This window comes from Streptomyces sp. NPDC058457 (genome assembly GCF_042720695.1).
GTDB lineage: Bacteria > Actinomycetota > Actinomycetes > Streptomycetales > Streptomycetaceae > Streptomyces.
Genome location: NZ_JBHXLU010000010.1, coordinates 1 through 14,619, shown reverse-complemented (window position 1 = coordinate 14,619; position 14,619 = coordinate 1). Strand labels below are relative to the sequence as shown.

The 14,619-nt window shown below is 68.9% G+C and carries 11 protein-coding genes, 1 pseudogene and 1 riboswitch; of the genes and pseudogenes, 7 read left to right on the top strand and 5 right to left on the bottom strand.

Features of this window, described 5'->3' with window-relative positions; all coding sequences use genetic code 11:
* Nucleotides 1-27 precede the first annotated feature (27 nt).
* Nucleotides 28-205: riboswitch (TPP riboswitch) on the top strand.
* The gene (thiC, locus tag ACFWPS_RS10960; protein ID WP_383703371.1) at nucleotides 198-2,018 is read left to right on the top strand and encodes a phosphomethylpyrimidine synthase ThiC; all 1,821 of its coding nucleotides are present in this window, start codon (nucleotides 198-200) and stop codon (nucleotides 2,016-2,018) included. Its footprint overlaps the riboswitch before it by 8 nt.
* A 113-nt stretch (nucleotides 2,019-2,131) precedes the next feature.
* On the opposite strand, the gene ACFWPS_RS10955 is transcribed toward thiC, so the two are convergent.
* Nucleotides 2,132-2,869, bottom strand: a complete 738-nt coding sequence (locus ACFWPS_RS10955) for a hypothetical protein (protein WP_383703369.1) — start codon at nucleotides 2,867-2,869, stop codon at nucleotides 2,132-2,134.
* 185 nt (nucleotides 2,870-3,054) lie between these two features.
* On the opposite strand from ACFWPS_RS10955, the pseudogene ACFWPS_RS10950 reads away from it, so the two are divergent.
* A pseudogene (locus ACFWPS_RS10950) lies at nucleotides 3,055-3,246 on the top strand (phosphomethylpyrimidine synthase ThiC); the annotation flags it as partial.
* 191 nt (nucleotides 3,247-3,437) lie between these two features.
* Here the strand turns inward: ACFWPS_RS10950 and ACFWPS_RS10945 are convergent.
* Nucleotides 3,438-4,376, bottom strand: a complete 939-nt coding sequence (locus ACFWPS_RS10945; RefSeq protein ID WP_383703367.1) for an NADP-dependent oxidoreductase — start codon at nucleotides 4,374-4,376, stop codon at nucleotides 3,438-3,440.
* Between the two features lie 156 nt (nucleotides 4,377-4,532).
* On the opposite strand from ACFWPS_RS10945, the gene ACFWPS_RS10940 reads away from it, so the two are divergent.
* Complete coding sequence (locus ACFWPS_RS10940; protein ID WP_383703365.1) at nucleotides 4,533-4,949, top strand: winged helix-turn-helix transcriptional regulator; 417 nt, start codon at nucleotides 4,533-4,535, stop codon at nucleotides 4,947-4,949.
* Between the two features lie 45 nt (nucleotides 4,950-4,994).
* On the opposite strand, the gene ACFWPS_RS10935 is transcribed toward ACFWPS_RS10940, so the two are convergent.
* The 3 genes from ACFWPS_RS10935 to ACFWPS_RS10925 all read right to left on the bottom strand — a co-directional run bounded on the left by ACFWPS_RS10935 (nucleotide 4,995) and on the right by ACFWPS_RS10925 (nucleotide 8,501).
* Nucleotides 4,995-5,864 (bottom strand): hypothetical protein, encoded by an 870-nt coding sequence (locus ACFWPS_RS10935; RefSeq protein ID WP_383703363.1) that lies wholly within the window; start codon nucleotides 5,862-5,864, stop codon nucleotides 4,995-4,997.
* A gap of 180 nt (nucleotides 5,865-6,044) precedes the next feature.
* On the bottom strand, nucleotides 6,045-7,133 hold the full coding sequence (locus ACFWPS_RS10930) for a metallophosphoesterase (RefSeq protein ID WP_383703360.1): 1,089 nt from the start codon (nucleotides 7,131-7,133) through the stop codon (nucleotides 6,045-6,047).
* A 261-nt stretch (nucleotides 7,134-7,394) separates the two neighbouring features.
* Nucleotides 7,395-8,501, bottom strand: coding sequence for a LacI family DNA-binding transcriptional regulator (locus ACFWPS_RS10925; RefSeq protein WP_383703358.1), 1,107 nt, complete (start codon nucleotides 8,499-8,501; stop codon nucleotides 7,395-7,397).
* Between the two features lie 471 nt (nucleotides 8,502-8,972).
* Here ACFWPS_RS10925 and hisC point away from each other — a divergent pair, with 471 nt between their 5' ends.
* From hisC to cydD, 4 genes are all read left to right on the top strand, one after another.
* Nucleotides 8,973-10,052 carry a histidinol-phosphate transaminase gene (gene hisC / locus ACFWPS_RS10920; protein ID WP_383703357.1) on the top strand — a complete coding sequence of 360 codons (1,080 nt, stop codon included), beginning with the start codon at nucleotides 8,973-8,975 and terminating at the stop codon, nucleotides 10,050-10,052.
* 275 nt (nucleotides 10,053-10,327) lie between these two features.
* The gene (locus tag ACFWPS_RS10915; protein ID WP_383703355.1) at nucleotides 10,328-11,836 is read left to right on the top strand and encodes a cytochrome ubiquinol oxidase subunit I; all 1,509 of its coding nucleotides are present in this window, start codon (nucleotides 10,328-10,330) and stop codon (nucleotides 11,834-11,836) included.
* Between the two features lie 18 nt (nucleotides 11,837-11,854).
* Complete coding sequence (gene cydB / locus ACFWPS_RS10910) at nucleotides 11,855-12,862, top strand: cytochrome d ubiquinol oxidase subunit II (RefSeq protein ID WP_383703353.1); 1,008 nt, start codon at nucleotides 11,855-11,857, stop codon at nucleotides 12,860-12,862.
* 82 nt (nucleotides 12,863-12,944) lie between these two features.
* The coding region (gene cydD / locus ACFWPS_RS10905; protein WP_383703351.1) for a thiol reductant ABC exporter subunit CydD at nucleotides 12,945-14,619 on the top strand (1,675 nt) is incomplete at its 3' end.

The window sequence follows — 14,619 nt, the reverse complement described above, 5'->3', positions numbered from 1 at the left end:
CCCGAATTGACGCTAGCGTGGAGGCACCTTTGCACACGCGGGAGCTCGGAGCACCGGGCTGAGAGGGCGCTGACCTCCGTATTCGCGACGTTTCACGTGGAACGAGTGATGTTTCACAGGAAACGCCGCCCGACGGAAGCCGCTGCGTCGACCGCCGAACCTGTTACCGGGTAATGCCGGCGTAGGGAGTAGGTCTCATGACCAACAAGGACGCGCGCACGCCTGCCTTCAGCCAGGACGAACAGCCCATTATGGGCGAAACGCCCCAGGAGGCCGGGAAGTCCATCGGCTGGCACAAGGGGTATGTCGAGGGCTCCCGCCCCGACCTCCGGGTGCCGGTCCGTCAGGTGCACCTCACCAACGGGCAGTCGGTCACGCTCTACGACACCTCCGGCCCGTACACCGATCCGCTCGTCGAGACCGACGTCCGCAGGGGCCTGCCGCCGCTGCGGGAGAACTGGATCACCGCCCGCGGCGACACCGCCGAGTACGCGGGCCGGCCCGTCCGTCCCGAGGACGACGGGATCAAGCACACCTCGCCGCGAGGTGGCCTGCGCAACCTGGACGCGGTCTTCCCGGGCCGCCCGCGCCAGCCGCGCCGCAGCCGGGACGGCGAGGCGGTGACGCAGCTCGCGTACGCCCGCCGGGGCGAGATCACCCCGGAGATGGAGTACGTGGCCGTCCGCGAGAACGTTTCTCCCGAGGTGGTCCGCGAGGAGATCGCGGCGGGCAGGGCCGTACTGCCCGCCAACGTCAACCACCCGGAGATCGAGCCGATGATCATCGGCAAGCGGTTCCTGGTGAAGGTCAACGCCAACATCGGCAACTCCGCGGTCACTTCCTCCATCGAGGAGGAGGTCGAGAAGATGACCTGGGCGACCCGCTGGGGCGCCGACACGGTCATGGACCTCTCCACCGGCCGCAACATCCACACCACCCGCGAGTGGGTGCTGCGCAACTCCCCCGTCCCCATCGGTACGGTGCCGCTCTACCAGGCCCTGGAGAAGGTCGACGGCAGGGCCGAGGAACTGACCTGGGAGATCTACAAGGACACGGTCGTCGAACAGGCCGAGCAGGGCGTGGACTACATGACCGTCCACGCGGGCGTGCGCCTCCCGTACGTGCCGCTCACCGCCAACCGCAAGACCGGCATCGTCTCGCGCGGCGGCTCGATCATGGCGGCCTGGTGCCTGGCGCACCACAAGGAGTCGTTCCTGTACGAGAACTTCGAGGAACTCTGCGAGATCCTCGCCGCCTACGACGTCACGTACTCCCTGGGCGACGGTCTGCGCCCCGGCTCCATCGCGGACGCCAACGACGAGGCGCAGTTCGCGGAGTTGCGCACGCTCGGGGAACTCAACCGGATCGCGAAGCGTTTCCATGTACAGACGATGATCGAGGGCCCGGGCCATGTCCCGATGCACAAGATCAAGGAGAACATCGACCTTCAGCAGGAGATCTGCGATGAAGCTCCGTTCTATACGCTCGGCCCGCTGACCACGGACGTCGCGCCGGCGTACGACCACATCACCTCCGGTATCGGTGCCGCGATGATCGCCTGGTGGGGCACGGCGATGCTCTGCTACGTCACGCCCAAGGAGCACCTGGGCCTGCCCAACCGGGACGACGTCAAGACCGGCGTCATCACCTACAAGATCGCCGCCCATGCGGCCGACCTCGCCAAGGGCCACCCGGGTGCACAGGAGTGGGACGACGCGCTGTCCGACGCCCGCTTCGAGTTCCGGTGGGAGGACCAGTTCAACCTCGCCCTGGACCCGGACACGGCCCGCGAGTTCCACGACGAGACACTTCCGGCGGAGCCGGCGAAGACGGCCCACTTCTGCTCGATGTGCGGGCCGAAGTTCTGCTCGATGAAGATTAGCCAAAGCATCACAGAGCGGTTCGGTGGCGCGGCGGCCGAGGGGGCGTCGCCCGAGGAGATCGCGGAGGGGATGCTCCAGAAGTCGAAGGAGTTCGCGGCGAGCGGGAACCGGGTCTACCTGCCGATCGCCGACTGACGCCGTGACGCGGTGCTCCCTTGAGGGAAAGGTTGGGAGCACCGCCACGTCAGAGCTTCACGCCGTTGGCCTGTGACGAAACTCGCTGGAGTCAGTGGGTGAATCGGCAGCTGCTATTGCGGACGCATCAGGTTCAGGTCCTCGCCCCATGCATCCAGAACCGCGCCGTGCCCTGCACGTCGGGCCGCTGCCTCGACACGGCCGAAGAGGCTCCGCTGCAAGGGCACCTCGCCTGTTGCTGAGATGCGGGCCAAGGTGTCCAGCAGCGAATCGGTGTCCCAACCGGGCAGCGGGTAGCGGGCGAGTTCCCACTCCAGGTACTTGTTGTACGGACGGGGGCGCCGGTCGAGCGCGAAGAGCAACTCCAACAGACTACCGATGCTGTCGGCAGCGTCGAGGCGGGCGGCGAAGGGATGCCCATCGCGGTCGTTCTTGACGGAGCGGTAGACAGAGTTGGTGTAGGCGTCGAGCCACTCTCCGGCGTCCCGGAAAGCCTCATCGACGCCGAGCCGGGCTTTGGCGGCCAGGATCTGGGCAATGCCTCCGTCGAGCCGGTCGAGCACGATCTGGGAGCGGGCCAGGGCGTAGCGTTCGAAGCCAGGCATTCCTGCAGTCCGGAATTCAGCAAGCGGGAGGATGACGAGGTCGAGCTCGGCTGTGCGATGGTCGGCGAACCGAGTGAGATCCGTTGCTGCGTCGTCAGCGACGACGACGTATAGGTCGTGATCGGAGTACCTCGTCGGCATGCCTTCATGGGCCTGAGATCCCTTGAGCACGAGCCCGACAACGTGGTGGTCAGCTGTGGCGAGTTCGACGAACGCACGGTAGGTGATGAGCTGCTGAGCAGCCATTGCGTGATCTCCGGTGAAGTAGTGACGGCTACGCCTGTCAGGCGGCCCCGCCTGCCGGAGTCGCCTCAACCCGTCTGCGGGGCCCTGGCCGCCGCTCAGAAGATCAATGCACGTGTGAACCGTACCGTCCGACTGTCCGAGGAGTGCTCAGTTTGAGTCGGCGTACAAGCTGGGGGCCATCCTGAAGGGGATACGACGACAGCCTCATCCCAGGCTCCGCGAGTGACTCCGGCCCGAACCTGTTCTCGATGAAGATCTCGCAGGACATCCGTCGCGAGCACGGCGGGAGTCGGGCCGAGGTTGAGGCGGGGATGGCTCAGAAGTCGAAGGAGTTCGCGGCCGCGGGCAACCGGGTGTATCTGCCGATCGCGGACTGAGGGCGGGCCCGGGAGTGTGCCGGCGGTTCGGGAAGCGGGCTCCGGCACACTGCCCCGGCTATCGGGCTCGCCATGCCTCGACGTGGGCCAGCACGTACGCGGCGAGTTCGGGTGGTCACCGTCGAGCGGACCACGCGCACCTTGTGACGGACCTTCATGGACGGACCGTCACAGGGGGACGGTAGTGCCTCTCATGGGACCAGGACGAGTTTTCCGGTGGTGCGGCCGGCCTCGATCGCGCGGTGGGCCTCGGCGGCCTCGGACAGCGGGTAGGTGTCCTGGACGAGTACCCGCAGCCGGCCCGCCTCGATACGTTCCGTGATCCGTTCCAGCAGCTCACCGGAGGGAGCAGCAGTGACCCATACGTAGCGCATCCCGCGCTCGGCCGCCTGGAGTTCGTCCGTTCCCGGGTCGATCGACGCACCGACGAGCAGGCCGCCGGGGCGCAGCACATCGAGGGAGCGCGGTCCGTAGGAGCCGCCGACCAGGTCCAGGACCGTGTCCACCGGAGCCACGGCGGACTCGAAGCCGGTGGTCGTGTAGTCGATCAGCTCGTCGGCACCCAGCCCGCGCAGCAGGTCGTGCCGGCCGGCCCGGGCGGTGCCGATGACGTACGCCCCCAGCTCCTTGGCCAGCTGCACCGCGACATGGCCGACGCCACCGGCCGCCGCATGGATCAGCACTCGGTCACCGGGCCGGACCCGCGCCAGCACGGCCAGCGCCTGCCAGGCGGTCACCGCGGCCAGGGGGACGGCACCCGCGACCGCCAGATCCACGTTCCCGGGAGCAGGGGCCAGCGCCTCGGCCGATGCGGCGGTGAACTCGGCGTACGCACCGCGCCGGGAGACCGGCAGCATGCCGTACACCCTGTCGCCCGGGGCGAACCGTGTCACGCCCTCGCCTGCCCGCTCGACGACACCGGCGACATCGTTGCCCGGCGTCCACGGCAGCTCGACCAGCTCCGGCACCCGGCCGGAGCGGAGCACCGCGTCGCCGGGATTGACCCCGGCCCCGGCGACCCGCAGCAGCACCTCGCCGGGGCCCGGTTCCGGTATGCCGGTCTCGGCGTACTCCAGCGTCTCGGGACCACCGAACACGGACTGGACGACGGCATGCATACGGACGGACATCAGACCAAGGCTCCTCGGCGGCGGGCGGCGGGCGGCGGGCGGCGGGCGGCGGGTGGCGGCGGGTGGCGGCGGGGCGCGGCGGTCGCGGCGCGTTCCATGCTCGGTCCCGGCAACTGTCCTGTGGAAGTAGGCACTTTCCTGATATCGAGGTTCCTCATGGATACCGGCTTCGACCTGAGAGAACACGGCGGCGTGGACGTCTTCCTGCGCGACTGCCCCACCCGTGCCGTGCTGGACGTGATCGCCGGCAAGTGGACCATGCTGGTGCTGGTGGCCCTTGCGGACGGTCGGCCCATTCGGTTCGCGGAGCTGCGCAGACGGCTGGACGGTGTGACGCCGAAGGTGCTGACGCAGACCCTGCGCGCGCTGGAGCGGGAGGGACTGCTGACCCGCACGGTGTATCCGACGGTGCCGCCGCGGGTGGAGTACCGGCTGACCCGGCTGGGCCAGGAGGCGGGCGGGCTCGTGCAGCGCATCACCGACTGGTCGCAGGCGAACGTCGCCGCCATGCAGGCGGCGCGGGAGGAGTTCGACGGGCGCTCCGCCCGCCGGCTCCCCGGCGCGGCCTCGTAGACCGGGTGTCCGGCCTGCGCCCCCTGGCCGGGGGCGCAAGCCGGGTCATTCCGGCTGGTGTTCCGGGCCTCCGAAGTCCGGGCTGGTGTAGTCCGGGCTGGTGAAGCTCGGGCGGGGGGCGGGGGCGGTACCGTCGTCGGTGCTGAAGCCGGGACGGTCGTAACCGAGTCGTGGCATCCGGCCCGCCGGACTCGACGGGGCGGTGTGGCGCAGTCCGGCCGTGCCGGTGTCGGTGGCCAGTGCTTCCCGCAGGAAGGGCAGGATGCCGCGCTCCAGCAGGGCGTCCCGCCAGGCCTCCCGGGCCTTGGCCACCTCCCCGCCGGGTTCGCCGTAGGCTCCGGCCTCCAGCGAGGGGCTGTTGCGCAGTGCGGTGAGCAGCAGTCCCGCGCCGGCCATGATGATGGCGGCCGCGGTCACCACGCCGAACACCCAGCCCGCGGTGAGCATGGTCTGGGCGAACGCCGGGGCCGGGTCCAGCATCTTCAGGACGTAGCCGACGAGCAGGAAGATCGCTGCGGCGGTGCCGGCGAGCACCGGCGCCAGGACCAGGGCGAGGGCGAAGCCTCCGGCGCCGGTGGTCTCGGCGGCCTCGCCGAGGGTGGTGGCGAGCCCCATCGCGCCGCCCGTGCCCGGCTCTGCGGAGCCGGACTCGTGGACGGCGGCCGGGGTGGACCGCGCCGGATTGCGCAGTTCCTCGCGGACCTTCACATAGTGCTGGTACTCGGTCGCCGCGGCCGCCGTGATCAGTGCGGTGGCGTTGAGCGCCATGGTGCGCAGCTGTTCGGTGTTCAAACGCTGGCCTATACCGGCCAGTTCGGGACGGTACTGGGCGGAGCGCAGCGCCTCATCGAGGATCCGCTCGTATTCCTGGCGGTCCTCGCTGTGCAGGTGCTGCGGAACGCTGTTCATGTGCATCCCCCGATGCTCCGTAGGGCTTGTGGCTCGCACGCCGGCGAACCGTCGGGCAGAAACGGAGGGGAGCCTGCTACGGATAAACCGATGGTAGAGCCGTTACGGCACGCGGTGACAGGGGGTTGCCGGAAATTGGGGTTGCCCGCGTGTGACGTCGGGGGGTCGGAACAGCCCGGCGAACGCTCAGTTGTCCAGCGGAAGTTGCCTCACCAGCAGCTTTCCGGCCATGGTCACGCCGCCGTCCATGGCGATGGCGAGCCCGTCTGCGTAGACGTGCGGTCCCGCCACAACGGGGCCGGTGCCCTCTTCGCCCTCCTCGGAGCCGACTTCCCCCAGCAGATAGGGAATCGGGCTGTGTCCGTGAACGATGCGGGTGCCGCCGTACGTATCGAGAAGGGAACGGACGGCGTCTGCACCCCCCTCGTCGCGGAAGGAGAAGCGTTTGGTGAACTTGCGGAACAGATCCCACACCTCGTCCGCGTCATTACGCGTGATGGTCTCGCGGACGGTGTCGTTGACCGCCTCGATCGAGTCGCCGTAGTCGAGGTAGGCGGTGGTGTCGGAGTGGACCAGCAGATAGCCGTCGACCTCCTCGACGGCGTCCAGGCGGGCCATCCACTGGAGGTGGTGGTCCTGGAGCCGGTCCATGTCGGTCTTCTGGCCGCCGTTGAGCAGCCATGCCGCCTGGAAGGTGGCCGTACCCGCGCCGGAGTTCACGGGCGTGTCACCGAACCGCTTGGCGCCGAGCAGCAGCAGTTCGTGGTTGCCCATGAGGGCCTTGCAGTAGCCGCCGGCCGCGGCCGCCTCGGCGGACAGCCGCATCACCAGGTCGATGACACCGATACCGTCCGGACCCCGGTCGGTGAAGTCGCCGAGGAACCACAGCCGGGCGGTGCCCGCGCACCATTGCCCGTCCGCGTCGATCAGGCCCTGCTCGCGCAGCGCGGCGAACAGCTCGTCGAAGTAGCCGTGCACGTCACCGACGACGTACAGCGGGCCGGGGCCGTCCGCAGGCTGCGCGGCAGGGCCGGCGGCCGGTTCGACCGGCGTCTGGAGCGTGTCGCCGCGGTTGATGACGGGCAGGTCGCGCTGGGTGGGCGTGTACCCGTCCGGATACCCCTCGGGGTACATGTCGTCGAGTGGCGGGACGACGTCGCCGGGGTGGGTGCTGGGGGCGTACGGACCGGTCTCGTTGACGTACCCGGGCACCCGGAAGTCGCGCAACGTCGCCGTCCGCTCCGCCTCGGGTCCCTGACCGGCCCCCTGAGTCATCAGACCCCTCCACCATCGCGCCGCATCTGCACCGCTTCGGACTGCCTGGTCGCAGCGGCCCGCGGTGTCGTGGGCCCATCATAGGAATGCCCGTCGCGCCGTGTGATGACCCAGGGGTGGTGAATCCGGGCAGGACTCCGGTTCAGCGTGGCTTTCGCCCCGGTTGGGCAGGGGTTCGACCCCCCGCCGTTCAGCTGCCGGCCGTCGTCCGACGCCGCCCGGCAGCTGCGCCGCCCCGCTCTTCGCACGCTCGTGCTACTCCTACTCCGGTGCCCGCGGCGGGCTGACCGTGGTGCGCTGCGTGCGTCGCTGGGAGGAGGTACGCACGATCAGTTCGGTCGGTATCACCTGCTCGACCGGTTGGTCCGACTCGACCCCCTCGATCGCGTCGATGAGCAGCTGCACCACCGCCGTGCCGATGCGGCGCGGCTTCAGGGAGAGCGTGGTGACGGGCGGCTCGGTGTTGGCGTACACGGTCGACTCGCTGCAGCACACCAGGAGCAGGTCGTCGGGGACGCGCAGCCCGTAGCGGCGGGCGGCGGCGAGCAGGTCGGTGCCGTTGGGGTCGAACAGGCCGTAGACGGCGTCGGGGCGGTCCGGACGGGCGAGCAGCCGGTCGGCGGCGACCGCGCCCGCGCACGGGTCGTGCGCCGGGTAGGCCTCGTAGACCGGGTCCTGGCCGACGCGCTCGCACCAGCGCAGGTAGGCGGTGGTCGACAGGTGTGTGTACGTGTCCGTCGTGGTGCCCGTGAGCAGGCCGATCCGGCGGGCGCCCGCGTCGGCGAGATGGTCGAGGATGCCGAGGACGGCGGCCTCGTGGTCGTTGTCCACCCAGGCGGTGACCGGGAGCGAGCCGGCCGGGCGGCCGTCGGAGACCACCGGCAGGCCCTGCCGCACCAGTTCGCTGACCACCGGGTCCTGGTCGGAGGGGTCGATGACGACCGTGCCGTCCAGGGCGACGTTCGACCACACGTCGTGGCGCGAGGTCGCGGGCAGGATCACCAGGGCGTAGCCGCGGGCGAGCGCGGCCGAGGTGGCGGCCCGCGCCATCTCGGCGAAGTACGCGAACTCGGTGAAGGTGAAAGGTTCATCCCCGTACGTCGTCACGGTCAGGCCGATGAGTCCCGACTTGCCGGTACGGAGGGTGCGGGCGGCGGCCGACGGACGGTACCCCAGCCGGTCCGCCACCTCTCTGACATGGCGGCGGGTGGCATCCGGGAGCCGCCCCTTGCCGTTCAGGGCGTCGGAGACGGTCGTGATGGAGACTCCGGCGGCGGCGGCCACGTCTCTGATGCCCGCCCGGCCCGGCCGGCTGCCTCGCCGAGAGGTTTCCGCGCGGCTCACCTGGTGCTTCCCTGCTGCTGTCATGGCGAGCCGATAGTAGGGCTCATGCGGTGGGGTAGTGCGGACGCATATGCACGCGTTGACAGGCACGTTTCTGCAAGGTCAATATGGGTCAACTACCTTAGAAAGAAAGTCAGTTGAACGATCCAATAGTGAGACGTGACTTGTCGGCACGGATGGGCCTGCCAAGTGCCTGATGTTTCGAAGAGGTCTCAACTCACCTGCACGGGTGATGCGCGCCACGGCGCGAGCCACCGGCGCGTAGATATATGTAGGGCGCGCCCCCGATAAATGCGCCTTCGTACGGTGATGCCCGTGATGCCAGTGGGACAGATGAGGTTCGCCGCGCCGGTTCGTCTTCCACCTGGTTGTTGCGTTGCTCCGATTCTGCGCGCGCTTCTTCGCTGTACGCAGCGGCGCCGAATCCTCATAAGGTGAGGAGCATTGGATGTCGGCGGTTCGGACGGTCCGCCGGTGGTCGCGAGGAGGACTGCGGTGAGCGAGACGAGCCCCAAGCTGCGCGCCGAGCTGGAGGGTATCCCCACCTACAAGCCGGGCAGGCCGGCGGCGGCCGAAGGCCCGGTCGCGTACAAGCTCTCCTCCAACGAGAACCCGTATCCCCCGCTGCCCGGTGTGATGGAGTCCGTCACCGCGGCCGCCTCCTCCTTCAACCGTTACCCGGACATGGCGTGCACGGGGCTGATGAACGAGCTGTCGGACCGCTTCGGCGTTCCGCTCGGCCACCTGGCCACCGGCACCGGGTCGGTCGGTGTCGCCCAGCAGCTGATCCAGGCCACCAGCGGCCCCGGTGACGAGGTGATCTACGCGTGGCGGTCCTTCGAGGCGTACCCGATCATCACGCAGATCAGCGGTGCCCGGTCGGTCCAGGTGCCGCTCACGCCGGGTGACGTGCACGACCTGGACGCGATGGCGGACGCGATCACCGACCGCACCCGTCTGATCTTCGTCTGCAACCCCAACAACCCGACCGGCACGGTGGTGAAGCGGGCCGAGCTGGAGCGGTTCCTGGACCGGGTGCCGAGTGACGTGCTGGTGGTCCTTGACGAGGCCTACCGGGAGTTCATCCGCGATCCCGAGGTGCCCGACGGCGTCGAGATCTACCGGAAGCGGCCGAACGTCTGCGTCCTGCGGACCTTCTCCAAGGCGTACGGCCTCGCGGGTCTGCGCGTCGGCTTCGCGATCGCGCATGAGCCGGTGGCGGCGGCGCTGCGCAAGACGGCGGTCCCCTTCGGCGTGAGCCAGCTCGCCCAGGAGGCCGCGATCGCTTCGCTGCGGGCCGAGGACGAGCTGCTCGGCCGGGTCGGCTCGCTGGTGTGCGAACGGCAGCGCGTGGTCGAGGCGCTGCGCGGCCAGGGCTGGACGGTGCCCGAGACCCAGGCCAACTTCGTGTGGCTGCGGCTGGGGGAGCGTACGACCGCCTTCGCGCAGCTCTGCGAGGAGCACGGCGTGGTCGTCCGGCCGTTCCCGGGCGAGGGCGTGCGGGTGACGGTCGGCGAGACCGAGGCGAACGACATCTTCGTGAAGGTGACGGAGGCGTTCCGCAAGGAGCTGTAGAGCCCGCGTGGCCGGCGGGGGACTCTCCGCGGGCCACGGCGGGTGCCGCGGGTACGGGGTCGTACGGCCGACATGAGGGCCGGACGGCCCCGTACGCATCTCCCGGAGGGGGCCGAACGGCTCAAGTGCGACCCCCCTTCGATGGTCGACCATCAGTGCGTCATAATGGCTTGTGAATGTGAATGCATTCACAAGCTTGACCCTTTTGGTGCGTTATGTACGTGACAAAGAGGTCATGTGCCGCTGTACCACGGCGACGTAAGGAGACTGACGACGTGTACCTGGCTCTGGCGCCGGAGACACTGGCGCGCTGGCAGTTCGGCATCACCACCGTCTACCACTTCCTGTTCGTCCCGCTGACGATCTCGCTGGCCGCTCTCACGGCCGGCCTGCAGACCGCCTGGGTGCGCACGGAGAAGGAGAGGTACCTCAGGGCGACCAAGTTCTGGGGCAAGCTCTTCCTGATCAACATCGCGATGGGCGTGGTCACCGGCATCGTGCAGGAGTTCCAGTTCGGTATGAACTGGTCCGACTACTCGCGGTTCGTCGGCGACATCTTCGGTGCACCGCTCGCCTTCGAGGCGCTGATCGCGTTCTTCTTCGAGTCCACCTTCATCGGGCTGTGGATCTTCGGCTGGGACAAGCTGCCCAAGAAGATCCACCTGGCCTGCATCTGGATGGTCTCCATCGGCACGATCCTGTCCGCGTACTTCATCCTCGCGGCCAACTCGTGGATGCAGCATCCCGTCGGCTACAAGATCGACAAGGCGAAGGGGCGGGCCGAGCTCACCGACTTCTGGGCGGTCCTGACCCAGAACACCGCGCTGGCTCAGGCCTTCCACACGCTGTCCGCGTCCTTCCTGACCGGCGGCGCGTTCATGGTCGGCATCGCCGCCTTCCACCTGTTCCGCAAGAAGCACATCTCCGTGATGAAGACCTCGCTGCGGCTCGGTCTGGTCACCGTCGTCATCGCCGGCATGCTCACCGCGATCAGCGGTGACACCCTCGGCAAGGTCATGTTCAAGCAGCAGCCGATGAAGATGGCCGCCGCCGAGGCCCTGTGGGACGGCCAGAAGCCGGCGCCCTTCTCGATCTTCGCCTACGGCGACGTCAGCAAGGGTCACAACACCGTCGAGCTGTCCGTCCCCGGCCTGCTGTCGTTCCTGGCCGATGACAACTTCAACTCGTACGTCCCCGGCATCAACGACACCAACAAGGCCGAGCAGCAGAAGTACGGCGCCGGCGACTACCGGCCCATCATCCCGGTCACCTTCTGGGCGTTCCGCTGGATGATCGGTTTCGGCATGGCGTCCTTCGCCATCGGCCTGGCCGGGCTCTGGCTGACCCGCAAGAAGTTCATGCTGCCGCAGCACCTGAGGGTCGGTGAGGACGAGGTGCCGCATCTGGTCCTGTTCAAGAACAAGGCGCTCAGCCCCAAGCTCGGCAGGCTGTACTGGCTGGTGGCGATCTGGACGCTCGGCTTCCCGCTGATCGCCAACTCCTGGGGCTGGATATTCACCGAGATGGGCCGTCAGCCGTGGGTCGTCTACGGCGTACTGCAGACCCGTGACGCGGTCTCCCCCGGTGTCTCCCAGACCGAGATCCTCATCTCGATGATCACCTTCACCGCGCTCTACGCCGTCCTCGCCGTCGTCGAGGTCAAGCTGCTCGTGAAGTACGTGAAGGCGGGCCCGCCCGAGCTCACCGAGGACGACCTCAACCCGCCCACGAAGATCGGCGGCGAGACCCGTGACGCCGACAAGCCGATGGCCTTCTCGTACTAGGCCGAGGGAGACGCAGTCATGGAACTTCACGACGTCTGGTTCGTCCTGATCGCCGTCCTGTGGACCGGCTACTTCTTCCTGGAGGGGTTCGACTTCGGGGTCGGCATCCTCACCAAGCTGCTCGCCCGGGACCGCCTGGAGAAGCGGGTGCTGATCAACACGATCGGCCCGGTCTGGGACGGCAACGAGGTGTGGCTGCTCACCGCGGGCGGCGCGACCTTCGCCGCCTTCCCCGAGTGGTATGCCACGCTCTTCTCCGGCTTCTACCTGCCCCTGCTGGTCATCCTGGTCTGCCTGATCGTCCGGGGCGTCGCCTTCGAGTACCGGGCGAAGCGGCCCGAGGAGAACTGGCAGCGCAACTGGGAGACCGCGATCTTCTGGACCTCACTGATCCCGGCGTTCCTGTGGGGCGTGGCCTTCGGGAACATCGTGCACGGCGTGAAGATCGACCGGAACTTCGAGTACGTCGGCACCCTCTGGGACCTGTTCAACCCGTACGCCCTGCTCGGCGGTCTGGTGACGCTGACCCTGTTCACCTTCCACGGCACGGTGTTCACCGCGCTCAAGACTGTCGGTGACATCCGGGTACGGGCACGGAAGCTGGCGACCAAGGTCGGTGTCCTCGCCGCCGGACTGGCGCTGGCCTTCCTGCTGTGGACCCAGGTCGACAGCGGCGACGGCAAGAGTCTGGTGGCGTTGGTCGTGGCGGTGGCCGCGCTGGTAGCCGCTCTCGGGGCCAACCTGCGAGGCCGCGAGGGATGGGCGTTCGCCCTGTCCGGCGTGACCATCGTGGCAGCCGTGGCGGTGCTCTTCCTGTCGCTCTTCCCGAACGTCATGCCGTCGTCGCTCAACGAGGACTGGAGCCTCACGGTCACCAACGCCTCGTCGAGCCCGTACACCCTGAAGATCATGACGTGGCTGGCGGCGATCGCCACGCCGCTCGTCCTGCTCTACCAGGGGTGGACCTACTGGGTCTTCCGCAAGCGGATCGGTACGCAGCACATAGCGACCGAAGCCGCGCACTGAGTCCGAGGGGAGGGCGTCTCATGGTGATGGTCGCGGTGGCCCGTGATGTTTCACGTGAAACGCCCTCTCCGGGCCGAAGGGCATGTTTCACGTGAAACCAATCGATCCCCGTCTGCTGCGTTACACCCGTGCCACCCGCCTCTTTCTGGTGGCCATCGTCGGCCTCGGTGCCGTCGGTGCCGGGCTGGTCATCGCCCAGGCCATGCTTCTCGCCGAGGTGGTGGTCGGTGCCTTCCAGCATGGTCACTCGGTCTCCGAACTCCGCACCCCCCTGCTGCTGTTGGTGGCTGTGGCGGGCGGCCGGGCGCTGGTCTCCTGGCTCACCGAGCTGGCCGCGCACCGGGCGAGCGCGGCGGTCAAGTCCGAGCTGCGAGGGCGGCTTCTGGACCGGGCGGTGGCGCTCGGTCCAGGCTGGCTGAGCGGACAGCGGACCGGTTCCCTGGTCACCCTCGCCACGCGTGGGGTCGATGCCCTCGACGACTATTTCTCGCGCTATCTGCCGCAGCTGGGGCTGGCGGTGGTCGTGCCGGTCGCGGTGCTGGCGCGGATTGTCACCGAGGACTGGGTCTCGGCGGCGATCATCGTCGGGACGCTGCCGCTGATCCCGCTCTTCATGGTGCTGATCGGCTGGGCCACGCAGTCCCGGACGGACCGTCAGTGGCGGCTGCTGTCCCGGCTGTCCGGCCACTTTCTGGACGTGGTCGCCGGGCTGCCCACGCTGAAGGTGTTCGGGCGGGCCAAGGCGCAGGCCGAGTCCATTCGCCGGATCACCGGCGAGTACCGGCAGGCGACCATGCGGACGCTGCGGATCGCCTTCCTCTCCTCCTTCGCGCTTGAGCTGCTGGCCACGCTGTCGGTGGCGCTGGTCGCGGTGACCATCGGCATGCGGCTCGTGCACGGCGACATGGACCTGTACATCGGGCTGGTCATCCTGGTGCTGGCGCCCGAGGCGTATCTGCCGTTGCGGCAGGTGGGCGCCCAGTTCCACGCGGCGGCGGAGGGTCTGGCGGCGGCGGAGGAGATCTTCGCGGTGCTGGAGACGCCGGTGCCGGCGTCCGGGGCGGGTGAGGTCCCTGCGGGGGCCGGCCTGGCCTTCGAAGGCGTGACGGTCCGGTACCCGGGCCGGTCGGCGGACGCGGTGACCGATGTGTCGTTCACGGTCGAACCCGGGGAGACCGTCGCACTGGTCGGCCCCAGCGGGGTGGGGAAGTCGACGCTGCTGAACGTGCTGCTGGGGTTCGTACCGCCGGTGGCGGGGCGGGTGCGGGTCGGGGGAGCCGACCTCGCCGACGTCGACCTGGAGGAGTGGCGGTCGCGGATCGCGTGGGTTCCGCAGCGGCCGCATCTGTACGCCGGGACGATCGCCGAGAACGTACGGCTCGCGCGTCCCGACGCGGACGACGACGCCGTACGGAGGGCGTTGCGGGACGCCGGGGCGCTGGAGTTCGTGGATGCGCTGCCGGAGGGGGTGGAGACGGTTCTCGGCGAGGACGGGGCCGGTCTTTCCGCCGGGCAGCGGCAGCGGCTGGCGTTGGCGCGGGCGTTTCTGGCGGATCGGCCTGTGCTGTTGCTGGATGAGCCGACGGCTGCGCTTGACGGGGTGACCGAGGGGGAGGTCGTTGCGGCGGTACGGAGGCTCTCCGAGGGGCGGACCGTGATGCTGGTGGTGCATCGGCCGGCGTTGCTCTCGGCGGCGGACCGAGTGGTGCGGCTCTCCGGCGCCGAGGTCCCCGCGGGGGGGCGCCCCCCCCACCCCC

Coding starts and splice junctions, on each gene's coding strand:
- ACFWPS_RS10955 (WP_383703369.1), bottom strand. CDS start 2,869: ATGGCTGCTCAGCAGCTCATCACCTACCGTGCGTTCGTCGAACTCGCC.
- thiC (WP_383703371.1), top strand. CDS start 198: ATGACCAACAAGGACGCGCGCACGCCTGCCTTCAGCCAGGACGAACAG.
- ACFWPS_RS10925 (WP_383703358.1), bottom strand. CDS start 8,501: ATGACAGCAGCAGGGAAGCACCAGGTGAGCCGCGCGGAAACCTCTCGG.
- ACFWPS_RS10935 (WP_383703363.1), bottom strand. CDS start 5,864: ATGCACATGAACAGCGTTCCGCAGCACCTGCACAGCGAGGACCGCCAG.
- cydB (WP_383703353.1), top strand. CDS start 11,855: ATGGAACTTCACGACGTCTGGTTCGTCCTGATCGCCGTCCTGTGGACC.
- ACFWPS_RS10940 (WP_383703365.1), top strand. CDS start 4,533: ATGGATACCGGCTTCGACCTGAGAGAACACGGCGGCGTGGACGTCTTC.
- ACFWPS_RS10930 (WP_383703360.1), bottom strand. CDS start 7,133: ATGACTCAGGGGGCCGGTCAGGGACCCGAGGCGGAGCGGACGGCGACG.
- ACFWPS_RS10945 (WP_383703367.1), bottom strand. CDS start 4,376: ATGTCCGTCCGTATGCATGCCGTCGTCCAGTCCGTGTTCGGTGGTCCC.